Below are 16,764 nucleotides of genomic sequence, written 5' to 3' on the forward strand. Positions count from 1 at the left end.
AACGGGTGTTCCGGGCTCTTCTCGGCGACCTGTTCCGCCGTGGCCCGGTGGTCACCGGCGACCTCGCCGACGAACTCCACGGCGTCGTCGTACATCTCCAGTTCAAGCAGTCCGAGCAGCGTGTGCATGCGGTTGGCGTGCTCGTGGTCCTGGGCGCGCAGGGCGTCGATCAGGCCGCGCGTCGAGTCGAGTTCCCGGCCGAGCTGCTCCAGCTCGGTGCGGTCGCGCAGGGTGGCGACGGCGCCGCCGTCGTCGGTGGGCATGCGGTTGGCGACCAGGACGCGCTGGCCGCGGACCGTGAGCAGATCGGTGCCCGTGACCCGGCCGGCGAGCACGTCCGTCGTACGGCCCTCGCCGAGCGCCTCGTCGAGGGACCGGCCGACGGCCTCGTCACCGATGCCGAGGAGCCGCCCCGCCTCGTCGTTGAGGAGGCGGATACGGCCCGAGCGGTCCAGAGCGACGACGCCCTCCCGGATACCGTGCAGCATCGCCTCGCGCTCCGAGAGCAGCCCCGAGATGTCGGAGAAGGCCAGGTCGTGGGTCTGCCGCTGGACCCGGCGGGAGATGAGCCAGGCGGCCAGCGCGCCGACCGCCAGGGCACCGCCTGCATAGGCGAACAGCTCAGGGATCGTGTGCAGCAACCGGGCCCGCACGCTGTCGTACGCGATGCCGACCGAGACCGCCCCGATGATCCTGCCGTCGTCGTCGCGAAGCGGCACCTTGCCGCGGGCCGTGCGGCCCAGGGTGCCGTCGTCGATCTGCATGACCTCGTGGCCGGACAGAGCCTGGCCCGGGTCGGTCGAGACGGTCCTGCCGACCTCGCCCGGGGTGGGATGGGACCAGCGCACCCCGCGCCGGTCCATCACAACGATGTACTCGGCCTTGGTGGCCTCACGGATACGCTCCGCCTCCCGCTGGACCGGCCCGCCGACCGTCGCGGGAGTGGTCGCGAGATCCTCGGCGATCTGCGGCTGGGCCGCGGTGGTCTGCGCGATCGACAGCGCGCGGCGCATCGCCTGGTCGTCCAGCTGGTCGCTGAGCGGAGCGAGGAACAGTCCGGTCGCGAGCACCGCGACTCCCGCGGCGATCGCCACCTGCATCAGCAGCACCTGCGCGAACATCCGCCGGGGCAGACCGAGACGCAGGCGACGTGCGGGGGGAGTGGGGCTCATACCCATGACGGTACGTGGACGTGCGGGAAGTCCCGTAGAGGGGTGTGATGTGGATCTCTTGATCAGAGTCGGGCAGCCCGTCCATGTGGCGGGACCCGGTCCATCTGATCAACCTACGAGCGTGTACTCATCGTGTGGCGAGCGCCCTGGTCATGGTCAGCTCGCGCACCGCCACCACGTCCATCCGCGCGGGTGAGCCGAGCACCGATCCGCAGCTCTCGGGGCGGGGCGGCTGGGAGGCGCCCTGTGCCACGGCGACCCGCCAGTGACGTCCGTCCGTGTGGGCGACCGTCACCTCCCACCGCGGGGCCGCGCCGTCCGTCCGTACGACGCTCAGGGCCTGCGCGGCATCCTCGCCTGTAGTTCTGCGCACGGCCAGCTCGGCCGCCTGCCCGGGTCGTTCCCAGGCGGAGTTCCCACGGCACCCCTCAACGACGATCCGGCCCTCCTGGACGCTGTGCAGGACCTCCTTGACCGCGTGGGCCTGGGCCCGGCCGTACGCGTAGCCGTACGGCAGCACCAGCAGGGTCGGTGAGAACCGATGTCCACCCAGATGGGTGACCTCCCAGACGCCCTCCACGCCGGAGGCGGCGAGCTCGGCCGCGAGGGGGCGCCCGAGGAGGGCGCAGCAGCGGTCCCGCTTGCCGTTGGTGCAGACGAGCGCGAGAGGGTCGCCTGTGTGGGGGCGCCCCTGGAGCACCGAGTCGAAGGTGTGGTGGTCACCCATGCCGATGGCAGCAAAGTCCAGGTCGAGCAGCCGCGCGGGGTCGCGGACCGTGGCGGCGTGCAGCCACACGTTCCCGGGCACGGTGTGGGCGGCGTAGACCTGCCGCTCGGCGGCGGTGCCGCAGTCGGCGTGCCGACCGGGGCGGCGGATCAGGGCGACGCGTACGCCCGTGTCTTTCGCGGCGGCCTCCAGGGCTCGCCCCAGCGCCGGATCCAGATGGCTCTGCGTGAGCGCCTTGGCACCCCACGGACCGGGCTGCTCCACCAGCAGCCAGGTCGTCGCGTTCGCCGCGGTCCCCGCGACGGGCTCGTCGAGGTCCTGCGAGACGGTTGAGCACGTACTCACAGAGGTGAGCCTAACCTGACTTGTAGAGCGGCGTCGGGTCGAGGGGCCTGTCTCACCGCGTACGGGCCCTCTGGCCGCGCAGTTCCCCACTCCGGTTGGGCGCCCCTCTCGCTCCCCGTCTACTCCGGCAGCGGCTGCGGCGGTTTCGGACCCGTGTAGTGCCCGCTCGGGCGCATGCGCAGCGGTCGCTCCCCGTACTCCTCCAGGGCGTGGGCGATCCAGCCGGCCGTACGGGCCACGGCGAAGATCGTCTCGCCCGCTGTGTGGGACATGCCGGAGGAGGCCGTGAACACGCCCAGGGCCAGGTCGACGTTGGCGTGCAGCGCGGTGTGGCGGGCAGCCGTGGCGGCGATGTCGCGGGCCGCGGCGAGGGCGGGAGCGGCGTGGGGGAGCTCCTCCAGGAGGTCGAACAGGACACGCGCGCGTGGGTCCTCGCCGGGGTAGAGGCGGTGGCCGAGCCCCGGAACGCGCCGGCCGGCCCGCAGCTCCTCGGCGATGACGGGCCCCGCGTCGCCCCGGTCGAGCACCTCCATGATCAGCTTGTGGGCGAGGCCGCTGGCAGCGCCGTGCAGAGGGCCCTCGAGTACGCCGAGCCCGGCGGAGACGGCCGCGTAGGCGTGCGCGCGGGCCGATGCGGCGACCCGCACGGCGAGGGTCGAGGCGGCCAGGTCGTGATCGACGAGCAGGGCGAGGGCGGTGTCCAGGACGCGCACGACGGCCTCGTCGGCGGGCCGTCCGCTCAGCTGTCCCCACAGGCGGTGAGCGATGGAGCCCTCGTCGCGATAGGCGTACCGCGACGGTGTGAGAGCGGCGACGAGCGTCGGGATGAGGACGCGCGCGGTGCCGAGCACAGCCTCCTCGGAGAGGTCGAAGCGCAGGGGGTCCGCGGCCGAGGCGGCGATCGCCGCGACCCGCAACCGGTCGGTGGGGCCGACGTGTTCGGGCAGGGCGTCGGCGGCGCGACGGGCGGCGGTGACGGCGGCCTCGGGGGCGGTGAAGGTGACACCCCGTCGCAACGCACCGGTCCACAGCCACTCGGCCACCTCTTCGTAGGAGTGGCGGGCGGCCAGCTCGGTCGCGTCCACCCCCCGGAAGTAGTAGCGGTCCGTGTCGATGAACGTGAGGCGGGTCCGGACGGCCAGCTCGCCGCCCGATCCTGAACTGCCCGCGCTCTCACGCCTGTTGCGCCGGGCGAGCGTCTCCACCTCCGCGGCGTCGAAGGTGCTGCCCCGGCCGCCGGACACACGGCGGCTGCTCAGGTGTCCGCGGCTCACATACGCGTACACGGTCTCGGGCTTCACGCCGAGCAGTTCGGCGGCCTCCTGGGTGGTCAGCCGCCGCCCTGCTGGGCCGGGGCCGGGTTCTTGATCGCGCATGGGGTCACCGTATCCAGGATGCCGGACATTGATTTATATATTGATTCAATCAATATTGACAAGAATTCAGTCAAGCATGGACAGTCGAATCAAGTCCAGGGAGGAAACATGTCCGTCAACAGGTCAGCAACCGCGCTCGTCGAGGTGCCGCGTGGACTCGCGGGCGTCGTCGTCACCGACACCGAGGTCGGCGATGTCCGGGGGCGCGAGGGCTTCTATCACTACCGCCAGTACTCGGCCGTGGAACTCGCGCAGATCCGTCCCTTCGAGGATGTCTGGCATCTCCTGGTGCACGGTGAACTGCCGGACGCCGCACGTTCCGCCGCCTTCGCCGCCGAGACCGCCGCGCTGCGACGGCTGCCCGACGAGGTGCGGGCCGCGCTTCCCGCGATCGCGGCGGCGAGCGGAGGGTCCGGCCCGCTGGCCGGTCTGCGTACCGCGCTCTCCCTGCTCGGTGCGGCCCAGGGCTTCCGGCCGGTGTACGACATCGGCGCCGACGCGCGCCGCCGGGACACCCTCGTGGCGGCCGGGGCCGTACCGACGCTGCTCACCGCTCTGCACCGGCTGGGCGCGGGGCTTGATCCCGTCGAGCCCCGCGAGGACCTGTCGTACGCGGCGAACTACCTGTACATGTTGACGGGAGCCGAGCCGGACCCGGACCGGACGCGGGCCGTCGAGCAATACTTGATCTCAACCATTGACCACGGATTCAATGCGTCAACCTTTACGGCCCGCGTCATCACTTCCACAGGAGCGGACGTCGCGGCCTGTCTCGTCGGAGCCGTGGGCGCGCTGTCGGGGCCGTTGCACGGAGGTGCGCCCAGCCGTGCGCTGGACACGCTGGACGCGATCGGCACCCCCGACCGCATCGACGCCTGGATCCGCGAACGCGTCCTCGCCGGCGACCGCATCATGGGCTTCGGCCACCCGGTCTACCGCACCGAGGACCCCCGGTCCCGGATGCTCCGCGACATCGCCCAGCGCTTCGGCGGCCCGCGCGTCGCGTTCGCCGTAGAGGTCGAACGCCGCGTCGAGGCGATCCTCGCCGAACTGAAGCCCGGCCGTGAGCTGCACACGAACGTCGAGTTCTACGCGGGCGTCGTCATGGAACTCTGCGGTCTGCCGCGCGAGATGTTCACGCCGACGTTCGCCGCCGCGCGGGTCGTGGGCTGGGGCGCCAACATCCTGGAACAGGCACAGGACTCGAAGATCATCAGGCCGGTGGCGCGGTATGTGGGGCCGGGTGCGCCGGCGAGGGTGCCGACGGCCGCCTGACAACCGGCCCCTGGCATGCGTGTGGCCTGGTGCCGTTCTGGCGCCAGGCCTCATCGGGTGGTGACCGAGCAGTGACGGGGTGCCGGCTGCTCGCCGGGTCGGTTGCCCGGCTCGCTCAACGGTTGTGCGCGGCCGGGGAGCGTTGACGGTACGGGTCTGGGGTGGACGCGTGCTCGTGCGGCGGTCTCAGGCGTCGGGGATGTCTGCCTTGGCGCGGATGAGGGTCTCCCGGCTGACGATGACGATGCGCTCGTAGTCGGCGCGGGCGGCATCGGCGGGCAGCTCCGGGTCAAGCGCCTCGGTGGCCTCGGTGCCGATGACGGCGAAGTTGCCGTCGCTGAGTTCGAACACGTCCGGGCAGGTAGCTCCTGAACTACTGCCTCGGGCGCTGGGAGGCACACCGATGCGGCGCACGATCTTCAAAGGTACCGGTCCTTACGAACAAAAGGGTCTGGGCATACTGGGTGGGGAGCAGGTTACTGGTGTTCCTGAGCCCCCTGTGGCTGGACCACAAGAAAATCACTCAGTCGCGCCCCTCTCGGTTCAGCTGTTGACCGTCTCCGCGTCAGTGGCCCCGGTCAGTCCGTCGGCGGCTCCCCGACGACCCACCACTCGTCCGTGTCGGATTCGTCGAGGTCCCGGACGAGACCGTCGACCATGTGCCCCAGCTGGGCTTCCACCGATGACTCGTCCAGGCTGGCGCGCATGTGCCGCGATGCCTCCCAGTACTCGCGGAAGACCGGACTCTGGAAGAACTCCCGCAGACGCGTGTACAGCTCCTCCCGGTCCAGGAGTTCCGCCTGGTAGAGGTGGTAGAGGTGGACGTACCAGGCGTTGGCGTAGAAGAACTGCCGGCGCCTCTCCGCCGGGATGTCCTGGTCGTAGGTGTCGATCACCGCGGCCAGCGAGGGATCGTCGATCGCCCTGCCCAGCAACTCCCAGTGCATGCGCTGCTGATGGGCCAGAGCCGTGCGCCGGATCGCCAGCTCCTCGAGTTCCAGCCGCTGCTCGTGCAGACGTGCCTTCTCCGACCGCCATTGACGCGCTGCCAGCGTCAGGGTGGCGGTCGCGGCGAGGAGAGCGAGCGTGGCGGAACCCAGCCTCCTTGCAGAACTTTTCCGTGTGGTCATGTCAACTACCCCCGATCAGGCGGCCGTCCGCCGGTCGTCGGGGTGCGGGTCGACGGGAGGGGACCGGCGAGCGGTGGGCGGCGCTTGCCGTCTCCCAGAGTGCCGAGCGGCTCTGATCGGCGGGGAGGCGGAGAGGAGGCGCACGGAGGGAAGCGAGGGTCGCACACTCCGGCGCCATGCCCAACGTCTGCCCGGCAAGTGCTGCTAACAATCGTTCACTTCGCGGTGATTCTTCCGGCTCGTATCCTGGGTCGGCATTCAACCTTCGTACGTGCGCCGACCCGCGAGCCGGTGCACCGTCGGCGTGAGAGAGGTCGCACGTTGAGCCAGCCGAACCCCGGTCCGCAGCAGATTCCGGTCGTCGTCCTTGCCGGATTCCTCGGTTCCGGCAAGACGACTCTGCTCAACCATCTCCTGCACCGCAGCGGAGGCACCCGCATCGGCGCCATCGTCAACGACTTCGGCGCGATCGAGATCGATGCCATGGCGGTCGCCGGCGCGCTGGGCGACTCCACCGTCTCCCTCGGGAACGGCTGCCTGTGCTGCGCGGTCGACGCCAGTGAGCTGGACCTCTACCTGGAACGGCTCGCCCGGCCCGCCACCGGCATCGACGTGATCGTCATCGAGGCCAGCGGGCTCGCCGAGCCCCAGGAACTCGTGCGCATGGTGCTCGCCAGTGACCATCCCGGCATCGTGTACGGCGGGCTGGTCGAGGTGGTCGACGCCGCCGAGTTCGACGACACACGCGCGAAGCACCCCGAGATCGACCGGCATCTCGCCCTCGCCGACCTCGTCGTGGTCAACAAGCTCGACCGGACGGCGGACGGTGAGCGCGTGCTCGAACTGGTCCGCCAGCTCACCGACAGCGCCGCCGTCGTTCCCGCCACCTACGGCCGTATCGACCCCGAGTTCCTCTTCGACTGCCGCCCCAGCCAGGAGCGCATCGGGCAGCTGTCCTTCGACGACCTGCACGAGCACACGGACGCCGCCACCGGCAGCGGCCACGACACGGACCGTGCCCACCACGGTCACCTGCACACCGCCTACGACAGCGTGTCCTTCGTCGCCGAAGTTCCCCTTGACCCACGCCGGCTGATGGGATTCCTGGACAGCAGGCCGGAGGGGCTGTACCGGATCAAGGGGTACGTCGACTTCGGCCCGCACGACACCGTCAACCGATACGCCGTCCACGCCGTCGGGCGCTTCCTCCGCTTCTACCCGGAGCGGTGGAAGGCCGCCGACGCGCGCCTCACCCAGCTGGTCCTCATCGGCTCCGGCATCGACGCCTTTGCCCTCGGCAAGGAGCTGGAGGCCTGCGAGAGCGACGCCCCACACGCCGACGAGCACGGCATGTGGGGCGTTCTGCGATACGTACCGGAGGCGGAGGACGGAGCCCCCGCCTCCCAGGAGGTCTAGACCGGACCGGCCACCACCGACACCGTCTTCGGCAGGGACACGCCCGAGCCGTCGCGGCGCGGGTCGATGTCCGGGAGCTCGGCCGGAGTGCCGTTCTTCTGCGCGGCCCGTGCCGGGACGGCGCCCGCCCAGGCCACGGACAGACAGTCCTCGCCCTTCAGGAACCGCTGGCAACGCACACCACCGGTGGCACGGCCCTTGCGGGGGTACTGGTCGAACGGGGTCATCTTGGCCGTTGTCTGGACCGAGTCGTCCAGCGTGCCCCGCGAGCCGGCGACCGTGAACACCACCGCGTCGACCGCCGGGTCCACCGCCGTGAAGGAGATCACCTTCGCGCCTTCTGTGAGCTTGATGCCCGCCATGCCGCCGGCGGCGCGGCCCTGCGGGCGGACCTGCGAGGCCTGGTAGCGCAGCAGCTGCGCGTCGTCCGTGATGAAGACCAGGTCCTCCTCACCGGTGCGCAGCTCGACCGCGCCGGCGATCCGGTCACCCTCCCGCAGGGTGATGACCTCCAACTCGTCCTTGTTGGACGGGTAGTCGGGCACCACACGCTTGACGACACCCTGTTCCGTGCCGATCGCCAGGCCCGGGGACGACTCGTCGAGCGTGATCAGGCAGATCAGGGTCTCGTCGCCGTCCAGGGAGAGGAACTCCGCCAGCGGCGCGCCACCCGAGAGGTTCGGTCTCGACGCCGTTTCCGGCAGCTGCGGCAGATCGACGACGTTGATCCGCAGCAGACGGCCCGTGGACGTCACCGCGCCCACCTCACCGCGAGCCGTGGCCGGCACGGCAGAGACGATCACGTCGTGCTTGGAGCGCCTCGCCTCGCCGTCCTCAGCGAAGGGGTCGCCGTTCGCCGTACGGGCCAGCAGACCCGTCGAGGACAGCAGGACCCGGCACGGGTCGTCCGCCACCTGGAGCGACACGGTGGCGACCGGCGCACCCGCCGACTCCAGCAGGACCGTACGGCGCTCGGTGCCGAACTTCTTGGCGACCGAGGAGAGTTCGGCGGAGACCAGCTTGCGCAGCTCCGCGTCCGAGTCCAGGATCCGGGTCAGCTCGGCGATCTCCTCGCCCAGCCGGTCCTTCTCCGCCTCCAGCTCGATGCGGTCGAACTTGGTGAGCCGGCGCAGCGGCGTGTCGAGGATGTACTGGGTCTGGATCTCGCTCAGCGAGAAGCGCTCCATCAGGCGCTCCTTCGCCTGCGCGGAGTTCTCGCTGGACCGGATCAGACGGATGACCTCGTCGATGTCCACCAGCGCCGTGAGCAGGCCCTCGACCAGGTGCAGCCGGTCGCGGCGCTTTGTGCGGCGGAACTCGCTGCGACGCCTGACGACCTCGAAGCGGTGGTCGAGGTAGACCTCCAGGAGCTCCTTGAGGCCCAGGGTGAGGGGCTGGCCGTCGACCAGCGCGACGTTGTTGATACCGAAGGACTCCTCCATCGGCGTCAGCTTGTACAGCTGCTCCAGGACGGCCTCCGGCACGAAGCCGTTCTTGATCTCGATGACCAGACGCAGGCCGTGCTCGCGGTCGGTGAGGTCCTTGACGTCGGCGATGCCCTGGAGCTTCTTCGAACCGACCAGGTCCTTGATCTTGGCGATCACCTTTTCCGGGCCGACCGTGAAGGGCAGTTCGGTGATGACGATGCCCTTGCGGCGGGCGGTCACCGTCTCCACGGACACGGTCGCGCGGATCTTGAAGGTGCCGCGGCCCGTCTCGTACGCGTCCCGGATGCCGGAGAGGCCGACGATCCGGCCGCCGGTGGGCAGGTCCGGGCCCGGGACGTACTTCATCAGGGCGTCCAGATCCGCGTTCGGGTAACGGATCAGGTGGCGGGCGGCCGCGATGACCTCGGAGAGGTTGTGCGGCGGCATGTTGGTCGCCATGCCGACGGCGATGCCGGAGGCGCCGTTGACGAGGAGGTTCGGGAAGGCGGCGGGCAGGGCCACCGGCTCCCGCTCCTGGCCGTCGTAGTTGGGCGTGAAGTCGACCGTGTCCTCGTCGATCGACTCGGTCATCAGGCTCGTCGCCTGGGCCTGCCGGCACTCGGTGTACCGCATGGCGGCCGGCGGGTCGTCGTTGCCCAGCGAGCCGAAGTTGCCGTGTCCGTCGACCAGGGGGACGCGCATCGAGAAGGGCTGGGCCATGCGCACCAGGGCGTCGTAGATCGACGCGTCGCCGTGCGGGTGCAACTTACCCATGACCTCGCCGACGACGCGGGCGCACTTCACATAGCCGCGGTCGGGGCGCAGACCCATCTCGTTCATCTGGTAGACGATGCGGCGGTGCACCGGCTTGAGGCCGTCGCGGGCGTCCGGCAGGGCCCGGGAGTAGATGACCGAGTACGCGTACTCGAGGAAGGAGCCCTGCATCTCGTCGACGACGTCGATGTCGAGGATCTTCTCCTCGTACGAGTCGTCGGGCGGCGGGTTCTTCGTGCTGCGGCGGGCCATCGCTGCCGGCTCCTCTGGTTCTGGTCGCTCGAGCGTTTGCGGTATCTGACGCGGACCATTGTGGACCGCGGCACTGACAACCACCGACCAGGACCCGATGTTGGGCTCCGGCCCGGCGTCGGAGAAGTGTCGCCGACGCCCGGCCCTCCCCGCGACACAGGGGGCGGACGCGGCGCGAACCGTCCTGACCCGGACCACGCTTGCGGCCGGCGGGACCGAAGGCAAGTGTGCGCCGCGAGACCGTTCACTCGGCGGAGTGACCGCCGGGCACAGTCCCAGGTCGTGGGGAGGACGGGCCCGTGCCGGCGCCGCGTGCGTGGCCGGAGCTTGCGCGGCCGGCCCCGCTCGACGGGGTCGCGGGACGGGACGGCGAGCCGGGCCCGAGCGCCGTTCCCCGCGGCGCCCGCGGCCCGTGATCACCTTTGTCCGGGCACGGCGTTCTGACCGGGAACTTCGCCGACCCTTCGGACGCTGCATACAGTGGCAGGAGCTTGAGCCGAACTGCTCGGCAAACGCAGCGCACGCGACCGGAAGGACACCTAGCCCATGGGTCACACGGCCACACCGGAGGCACAATCCGGCGGCCTCACCGCGACGGAGCACCGCCTGGCCAACGGCCTGCGCGTGGTGCTCTCCGAGGATCACCTCACACCGGTCGCCGCGGTCTGCCTCTGGTACGACGTCGGCTCCCGTCACGAGGTCAAGGGCCGTACCGGACTCGCCCACCTCTTCGAGCACCTGATGTTCCAGGGATCGAGCAGCGTGAAGGGCACGGGCCACTTCGAGCTCGTCCAGGGCGCGGGCGGCTCGCCGAACGGCACCACCAGCTTCGAGCGCACCAACTACTTCGAGACCATGCCCGCCCACCAGCTGGAGCTCGCGCTGTGGCTGGAGGCCGACCGTATGGGCAGCCTCCTGGTGGCGCTCGACGAGGAGGGCCTGGAGAACCAGCGCGACGTCGTCAAGAACGAGCGCCGCCAGCGCTACGACAACGTCCCCTACGGCACGGCGTTCGAGAAGCTGACCGCCCTGTCGTACCCCGACGGACACCCCTACCACCACACGCCGATCGGCTCGATGGCCGACCTGGACGCGGCCAGCCTGGAGGACGCCCGCGCGTTCTTCCGCACCTACTACGCGCCCAACAACGCCGTCCTGTCCATCGTCGGCGACATCGACCCGGAGCAGACCCTCGCCTGGGTCGAGAAGTACTTCGGTTCCATCCAGGCTCACGACGGCAAGCCCGAGCCGCGCGACGGCGCACTGCCCGAAACCATCGGCGAGCAGCTGCGCGAGGTCGTCGAGGAGAACGTTCCCGCGCGCGCGATGATGGCGGCCTACCGGCTCCCGATGGACGGCACACGCGAGTGCGACGCGGCCGACCTGGCGCTGACCGTCCTCGGCGGCGGTGAGTCCTCCCGTCTCTACAACCGGCTCGTGCGGCGCGACCGTACGGCCGTGGCGGCCGGGTTCGGCCTGCTGCGCCTGGCCGGGGCGCCCTCCCTGGGCTGGCTGGACGTGAAGACCTCCGGCGATGTCGAGGTCCCCGTCATCGAGGCGGCCGTCGACGAGGAGCTCGCCCGCTTCGCGGCGGACGGCCCGACCGCCGAGGAGATGGAGCGCGCGCAGGCCCAGCTGGAGCGCGAGTGGCTGGACCGGCTCGGCACCGTCGCTGGCCGCGCCGACGAACTGTGCCGGTACGCCGTCCTGTTCGGCGACCCGCAGCTCGCCTTCACCGCCGTGCAGCGCGTCCTCGCCGTCACCGCCGAGGAGGTCCAGGAGGTCGCCAAGGCCCGCCTGCGTCCCGACAACCGCGCGGTGCTCGTGTACGAGCCGGTCGCCGACGAGGCCGAGGACGCCCAAGCCCCCGCCACCGACGAGAACGAGGAGTCGGCGCAGTGACCGAGCTCGCCAGCATGGAGTTCCACCCGCAGCCACAGGCCGGCGAGGCCCGGCCCTGGGCGTTCCCTGCGCCCGAGCGCGGCAAGCTGGACAACGGCCTGACGGTCCTGCGCTGCCACCGCCCCGGCCAGCAGGTCATCGCCGTCGAGGTGCTCCTGGACACGCCCCTGGACGCCGAGCCGAAGGGCTTGGACGGCATCGCCACGATCATGGCGCGCGCCCTCTCCGAGGGCACCGACAAGCACACCGCCGAGGAGTTCGCGGCCGAGTTGGAGCGTTGCGGCGCCACGCTCGACGCGTACGCCGACCACCCCGGCATCCGCGTCAGCCTCGAGGTGCCCGTCTCCCGTCTGCCGAAGGCGCTGGGGCTGCTCGCCGACGCCCTCAGGGCGCCCGCGTTCGAGGACGCCGAGGTCGAGCGCCTGGTGCGCAACCGGCTCGACGAGATCCCGCACGAGCTGGCCAACCCCTCGCGCCGCGCCGCCAAGGAGCTCTCCAAGGAGCTGTTCCCGGCGACCTCGCGCATGTCGCGCCCGCGTCAGGGCACCGAGGACACGGTCACGGGCATCGACTCGGCGGGCGTACGCGCCTTCTACGAGCGGCACGTGCGCCCCGTCACCTCCACCGTCGTGGTCGTCGGCGACCTCACCGGCGTCGACCTCGACGCCCTGCTCGGCGACACCCTGGGCGCCTGGACCGGCTCCCCGGCCCAGCCCCGCCCGGTCCCGCCGGTGACCGCGGACGACACCGGCCGCGTCGTCATCGTGGACCGCCCCGGCGCCGTGCAGACGCAGCTGCTGATCGGCCGTATCGGCCCCGACCGGCACGACCGCGTGTGGCCCGCGCAGGTGCTCGGCACCTACTGCCTCGGCGGCACCCTCACCTCCCGCCTGGACAAGGTCCTGCGCGAGGAGAAGGGCTACACCTACGGTGTGCGCGCGTTCGGGCAGGTCATGCGCTCCGCTCCGGACGGCACGGGCGCGGCGATGCTCGCCATCAGCGGCTCCGTCGACACCCCGAACACCGGTCCGGCGCTGGACGACCTCTGGAAGGTCCTGCGCGGGGTCGCCGGTGAAGGGCTCACCGACGCCGAGCGGGACTTCGCCGTGCAGAACCTCGTCGGGGTGGCCCCGCTGAAGTACGAGACCGCCGCCTCCGTGGCGAACACGCTGGCCGACCAGGTCGAGCAGCACCTGCCCGACGACTACCAGGCGAAGCTGTACCAGCAGCTCGCCGCGACCGGCACCGTCGAGGCCACCGCGGCGGCCGTGAGCGCCTTCCCGGTGGACCGCCTGGTGACGATCCTCGTCGGCGACGCGGCCGCGATCCGGGAGCCCGTCGAGGCCCTCGGCATCGGCGAAGTCACCGTCGTGGCAGCCGAGTAGAGGGCCGGGCACAGGACCGAGCAGAGGACCGAGTAGAGGACGACACCGCGCCGGGCGACGGCACGCGTGCGTGAGGGGCCCTGGTGACTTCGAAGTCACCAGGGCCCCTTTATGCCCGAATTGAGGGAAAGGTTGCCTGTCTGGCCTGTGGGATGCGCTACAAAATCCGCGATCCGTTTGGGGATTGAAAGTGGTGCCGCTTAGCGTCTTCCGGGCTGTCCGTCAGGCAGTGCGCCGCGCCCGCGGCACCGGACAGCCATCGCCGAGTCCCCGTACGGCGCGAGCCAGGGGAGCCGGGGACCCGCCCGTAGTCCCTGGGGTGAATCGGACGCCCGCGCAGCCGCGAGGGGGTCCGTAGGAGACCTTCCTGCTCCGAACCCGTCAGCTAACCCGGTAGGCGAGAAGGAAGGAAAGGACCAGCCACTACATGGCGTTCACCTGCGCCACCGGGAAGAACCGCGCCTCCGGGAAGCATCGTCGTCCCGGCCGGTTCGAGCGCACCACCGCCCGCGCGGCGGGCGTCGCCGCTCTCACCGCCACCGGCGTCATAGGCACCCTGGCCGCCCCGGCTCTCGCCGCCGAACCCGCCGTCGAGCAGACCGGTCTCATACCCGTCATCACCGTCGACGACACGCTCGCCGAGCAGATCGACGCCCAGGCCGCCGCCCAGAAGCAGGCCGCCCAGGAGGCCGCGGCCAGGAAGCAGGCCGCCGAGGAGGCCGCCCGCAAGCAGGCCGCCGAGAAGGCCAAGCAGGAGCGCGAGGCCAAGGAGCGCGCCGCCCGCGAGGCCGAGCGCAAGCGCCTGCTGTCCTACGTCGCCCCGATCTCAGGTTCGTACGTCTCCACCGGCTACAAGTCCGGCGGGGCCGTCTGGTCCTCCGGCAGCCACACCGGCGTCGACTTCCACGCCGCCAGCGGCACCTCCGTCCACGCGGTCGGCTCCGGCACCGTCGTGGAGGCCGGCTGGGGCGGGTCGTACGGCAACAACATCGTGATCAGGATGAACGACGGCACGTACACCCAGTACGGCCACCTGTCGTCCATCGGCGTCTCGGTGGGCCAGACCGTCACCCCCGGCCAGCAGATCGGCCTGTCCGGCGCCACCGGCAACGTCACCGGACCGCACCTGCACTTCGAGGCCCGCACGACGGCCGAGTACGGCTCCGACATCGACCCCGTCGCCTACCTGCGCTCGCACGGCGTGAACGTCTGACGTCCCCACCGCGTCTCCCCGAGGCCCCGCCTCTCAGCGGTCCGCCTCCCCGAGGCACTGCTTCCCCGAAGCCCCGGCTCCCGTGCCGGGGCTTTCGGCGTTTCCGGGACGATCGACTGTCCAAAAAATATCCATGGATTCCGGCCCGCCGTCGGAAATTCCGTCCGGTTGCAATAGAGTCACCGGGAACACGTCATTCGTCGACGTTTCACGGGGATTAAGGCGGAGGTCGGTCATGCGTATTCCGGCGCACTCGGTATGCACCGCGATCCGGGACGACATCGTCGCCGGCGTCTACGAGCGCGGCGGCCGGCTCACCGAGGAACTCCTCGCGCGGCGCTACGGCGTCTCCCGCGTCCCCGTCCGGGAGGCCCTGCGCACCCTGGAGGCGGAGGGCTTCGTGGTGACCCGGCGGCACGCGGGCGCGTGCGTCGCCGAACCGACCGAGCAGGAGGCCGCCGACCTGCTGGAGATGCGCACGCTCCTGGAGCCGCTCGGTGCCGCCCGGGCCGCCCAGCGGCGCACCGAGGCCCATCTGAAAGTCCTGCGCGGCCTGGTCAGGCTGGGCCAGGAGCGGGCCAGGAGGGGAAACAGCGAGGATCTGCGCTCGCTGGGCAGCTGGTTCCACGAGACGCTGGCCCAGGCCTCCGGCAGCCCCGCGCTGGCCTCGACGCTGACCCAGCTGCGTCACAAGATCGCCTGGATGTACGCCGTGGAGGCGCCGGCCAACCCCGCGGAGTCCTGGACCGAGCACGGCGCGATCGTGGACGCGGTGGCGCGCGGCGACGGTGAGCGCGCCCGGGCGGTCACGGCACTGCACGCCGAGCGCGCGCTCTCCGCGCACCGGCTGCGGTTCGGCACCGGCGGCGATCGCGCCGACCGTGTGAGGAATTCGCAACATCCCGTAAACATGCCGAGCCTGCGACATTAACACGGGCGCCGTATACAAAGAGGGGATATTCGGTGGCGGATAATTTCCGCTGCCCTTTTTCAGGTGGACCGGTAATTCCGGTGGCCGCCTGCCCGAAAACAGCGAAGCCGCGCCCGCCGAAAAGGCGGACGCGGCTTCACCACTTGCTACGGAGTGCCGCTCAGGTCATTCAGACCGTCTCGGGCAGCTCCTCGAGGCCCTCGGAGACCAGCTTCGCCAGACGGTCGAGGGCGACGTCGGCGCCCTCGGCGTCGGAGGCGAGCACGATCTCCTCACCACCCTGGGCGCCCAGGCCCAGGACGGCCAGCATGGAGGCCGCGTTGACGGGGTTGCCGTCGGCCTTGGCGATCGTCACCGGGATACCTGCGGCCGTGGCGGCCCGGACGAAGATGGAAGCGGGGCGGGCGTGGAGGCCCTCGGCCCAGCCGACGTTGACGCGGCGCTCAGCCATGTGATGCTGCCCTTCGGTGTTCAGGGTTGTCTAGACCAGTTTCCCACACCCGTGAAGCATGCCGGGAGGGACAAAACGTCCCCTCCTGAGGTGACCGTCGGGTCGCGGCCTCGACCCGTCATACGTCCTCCACAGACTGCCTCGCGCCGTTGTCGTACGCGAGCCGTACTCTGGGCCCCATGCAGAGCGCCTCGGACCGGCACGAGTACCCCGCCCACTGGGAAGCCGACGTGGTGCTGCGCGACGGCGGCACCGCGCGCATCCGCCCCATCACCGTTGATGACGCCGAGCGCCTGGTCAGCTTCTACGAGCAGGTGTCGGACGAGTCGAAGTACTACCGCTTCTTCGCGCCCTACCCGCGACTGTCCGCAAAGGACGTCCACCGCTTCACGCACCACGACTTTGTGGACCGGGTGGGACTCGCGGCCACGGTGGGCGGCGAGTTCATCGCCACCGTACGCTACGACCGGATCGGCGCCGACGGAATGCCCGCGTCCGCACCCGCCGACGAGGCCGAGGTCGCCTTCCTCGTCCAGGACGCCCACCAGGGCCGCGGCGTCGCCTCCGCCCTCCTCGAACACATCGGCGCCGTCGCCCGCGAGCGCGACATCCGCCGCTTCGCCGCCGAGGTGCTGCCCGCCAACACCAAGATGATCAAGGTGTTCACGGACGCCGGCTACACCCAGAAGCGCAGCTTCGAGGACGGCGTCGTACGCCTGGAGTTCGACCTGGAGCCGACGGACCGCTCGCTCGCCGTGCAGTACGCGCGCGAGCAGCGTGCCGAGGCCCGGTCCGTGCGGCGGCTGCTGGCACCCGGCTCGGTCGCCGTCATCGGCGTCGGCCGCGCCCCCGGCGGGGTGGGCCGCAGTGTTCTCGGCAACATCCGGGACGCCGGGTTCACGGGGCGGCTGTACGCGGTGAACAGGGCGTTCCCGGAGGATCTCAAGGAACTCGACGGGGTGCCCGCGCACCGCTCGATGCGCGACAT

The 16,764-nt window shown here is 70.8% G+C and carries 14 protein-coding genes and 1 riboswitch; of the genes, 7 read left to right on the forward strand and 7 right to left on the reverse strand.

What is annotated here, in order from left to right; genetic code table 11:
- From ACFU95_RS48870 to ACFU95_RS48880, 3 genes are all read right to left on the reverse strand, one after another.
- Positions 1 to 1,172, reverse strand: a 1,172-nt coding sequence (locus ACFU95_RS48870) for a Spo0B domain-containing protein (RefSeq protein WP_383843682.1), incomplete at its 3' end; no start/stop codon positions are given.
- A 127-nt stretch (positions 1,173 to 1,299) separates the two neighbouring features.
- On the reverse strand, positions 1,300 to 2,244 hold the full coding sequence (locus tag ACFU95_RS48875; RefSeq protein ID WP_383843685.1) for a sucrase ferredoxin: 945 nt from the start codon (positions 2,242 to 2,244) through the stop codon (positions 1,300 to 1,302).
- 119 nt (positions 2,245 to 2,363) lie between these two features.
- A complete protein-coding gene (locus tag ACFU95_RS48880; protein WP_383843688.1) occupies positions 2,364 to 3,620 on the reverse strand; it encodes a citrate synthase in 1,257 nt (418 codons plus the stop codon).
- Positions 3,621 to 3,728: 108 nt separating this feature from the next.
- On the opposite strand from ACFU95_RS48880, the gene ACFU95_RS48885 reads away from it, so the two are divergent.
- Positions 3,729 to 4,895 (forward strand): citrate synthase/methylcitrate synthase, encoded by a 1,167-nt coding sequence (locus tag ACFU95_RS48885; RefSeq protein WP_383843691.1) that lies wholly within the window; start codon positions 3,729 to 3,731, stop codon positions 4,893 to 4,895.
- Between the two features lie 186 nt (positions 4,896 to 5,081).
- Here ACFU95_RS48885 and ACFU95_RS48890 read toward each other — a convergent pair whose 3' ends face one another.
- Together ACFU95_RS48890 and ACFU95_RS48895 are read right to left on the reverse strand one after the other, a co-directional pair.
- On the reverse strand, positions 5,082 to 5,318 hold the full coding sequence (locus ACFU95_RS48890) for a hypothetical protein (protein ID WP_128430880.1): 237 nt from the start codon (positions 5,316 to 5,318) through the stop codon (positions 5,082 to 5,084).
- A 155-nt stretch (positions 5,319 to 5,473) separates the two neighbouring features.
- Entirely contained in the window at positions 5,474 to 6,025 is a 552-nt protein-coding gene (locus ACFU95_RS48895; protein WP_383843694.1) for a DUF6082 family protein, read from the reverse strand.
- Between the two features lie 321 nt (positions 6,026 to 6,346).
- On the opposite strand from ACFU95_RS48895, the gene ACFU95_RS48900 reads away from it, so the two are divergent.
- Complete coding sequence (locus ACFU95_RS48900; protein WP_383843697.1) at positions 6,347 to 7,441, forward strand: CobW family GTP-binding protein; 1,095 nt, start codon at positions 6,347 to 6,349, stop codon at positions 7,439 to 7,441.
- Here ACFU95_RS48900 and ACFU95_RS48905 read toward each other — a convergent pair.
- The gene (locus ACFU95_RS48905) at positions 7,438 to 9,894 is read right to left on the reverse strand and encodes a DNA topoisomerase (ATP-hydrolyzing) subunit A (RefSeq protein ID WP_383843700.1); all 2,457 of its coding nucleotides are present in this window, start codon (positions 9,892 to 9,894) and stop codon (positions 7,438 to 7,440) included. The two genes, ACFU95_RS48900 and ACFU95_RS48905, sit on opposite strands and share 4 nt — an antisense overlap.
- A gap of 546 nt (positions 9,895 to 10,440) precedes the next feature.
- On the opposite strand from ACFU95_RS48905, the gene ACFU95_RS48910 reads away from it, so the two are divergent.
- From ACFU95_RS48910 to ACFU95_RS48925, 4 genes are all read left to right on the forward strand, one after another.
- On the forward strand, positions 10,441 to 11,796 hold the full coding sequence (locus ACFU95_RS48910) for a M16 family metallopeptidase (protein WP_383843703.1): 1,356 nt from the start codon (positions 10,441 to 10,443) through the stop codon (positions 11,794 to 11,796).
- Complete coding sequence (locus ACFU95_RS48915; RefSeq protein WP_383843706.1) at positions 11,793 to 13,181, forward strand: M16 family metallopeptidase; 1,389 nt, start codon at positions 11,793 to 11,795, stop codon at positions 13,179 to 13,181. The genes ACFU95_RS48910 and ACFU95_RS48915 overlap by 4 nt, the downstream gene beginning before the upstream one ends.
- A 250-nt stretch (positions 13,182 to 13,431) precedes the next feature.
- A riboswitch (cyclic di-AMP (ydaO/yuaA leader) is annotated at positions 13,432 to 13,595 on the forward strand.
- Between the two features lie 13 nt (positions 13,596 to 13,608).
- Positions 13,609 to 14,394, forward strand: coding sequence for a M23 family metallopeptidase (locus tag ACFU95_RS48920; protein ID WP_383843709.1), 786 nt, complete (start codon positions 13,609 to 13,611; stop codon positions 14,392 to 14,394).
- 235 nt (positions 14,395 to 14,629) lie between these two features.
- Positions 14,630 to 15,325, forward strand: coding sequence for a GntR family transcriptional regulator (locus ACFU95_RS48925; RefSeq protein WP_383843712.1), 696 nt, complete (start codon positions 14,630 to 14,632; stop codon positions 15,323 to 15,325).
- A 169-nt stretch (positions 15,326 to 15,494) separates the two neighbouring features.
- Here the strand turns inward: ACFU95_RS48925 and ACFU95_RS48930 are convergent, their stop codons facing one another.
- Positions 15,495 to 15,776, reverse strand: a complete 282-nt coding sequence (locus ACFU95_RS48930; RefSeq protein ID WP_067441040.1) for an HPr family phosphocarrier protein — start codon at positions 15,774 to 15,776, stop codon at positions 15,495 to 15,497.
- 179 nt (positions 15,777 to 15,955) lie between these two features.
- Here ACFU95_RS48930 and ACFU95_RS48935 point away from each other — a divergent pair.
- A partial coding sequence (locus ACFU95_RS48935; RefSeq protein WP_383843715.1) for a GNAT family N-acetyltransferase occupies positions 15,956 to 16,764 on the forward strand: 809 nt, incomplete at its 3' end.

This window comes from Streptomyces sp. NPDC057623 (assembly GCF_042800355.1).
Lineage (GTDB): Bacteria > Actinomycetota > Actinomycetes > Streptomycetales > Streptomycetaceae > Streptomyces.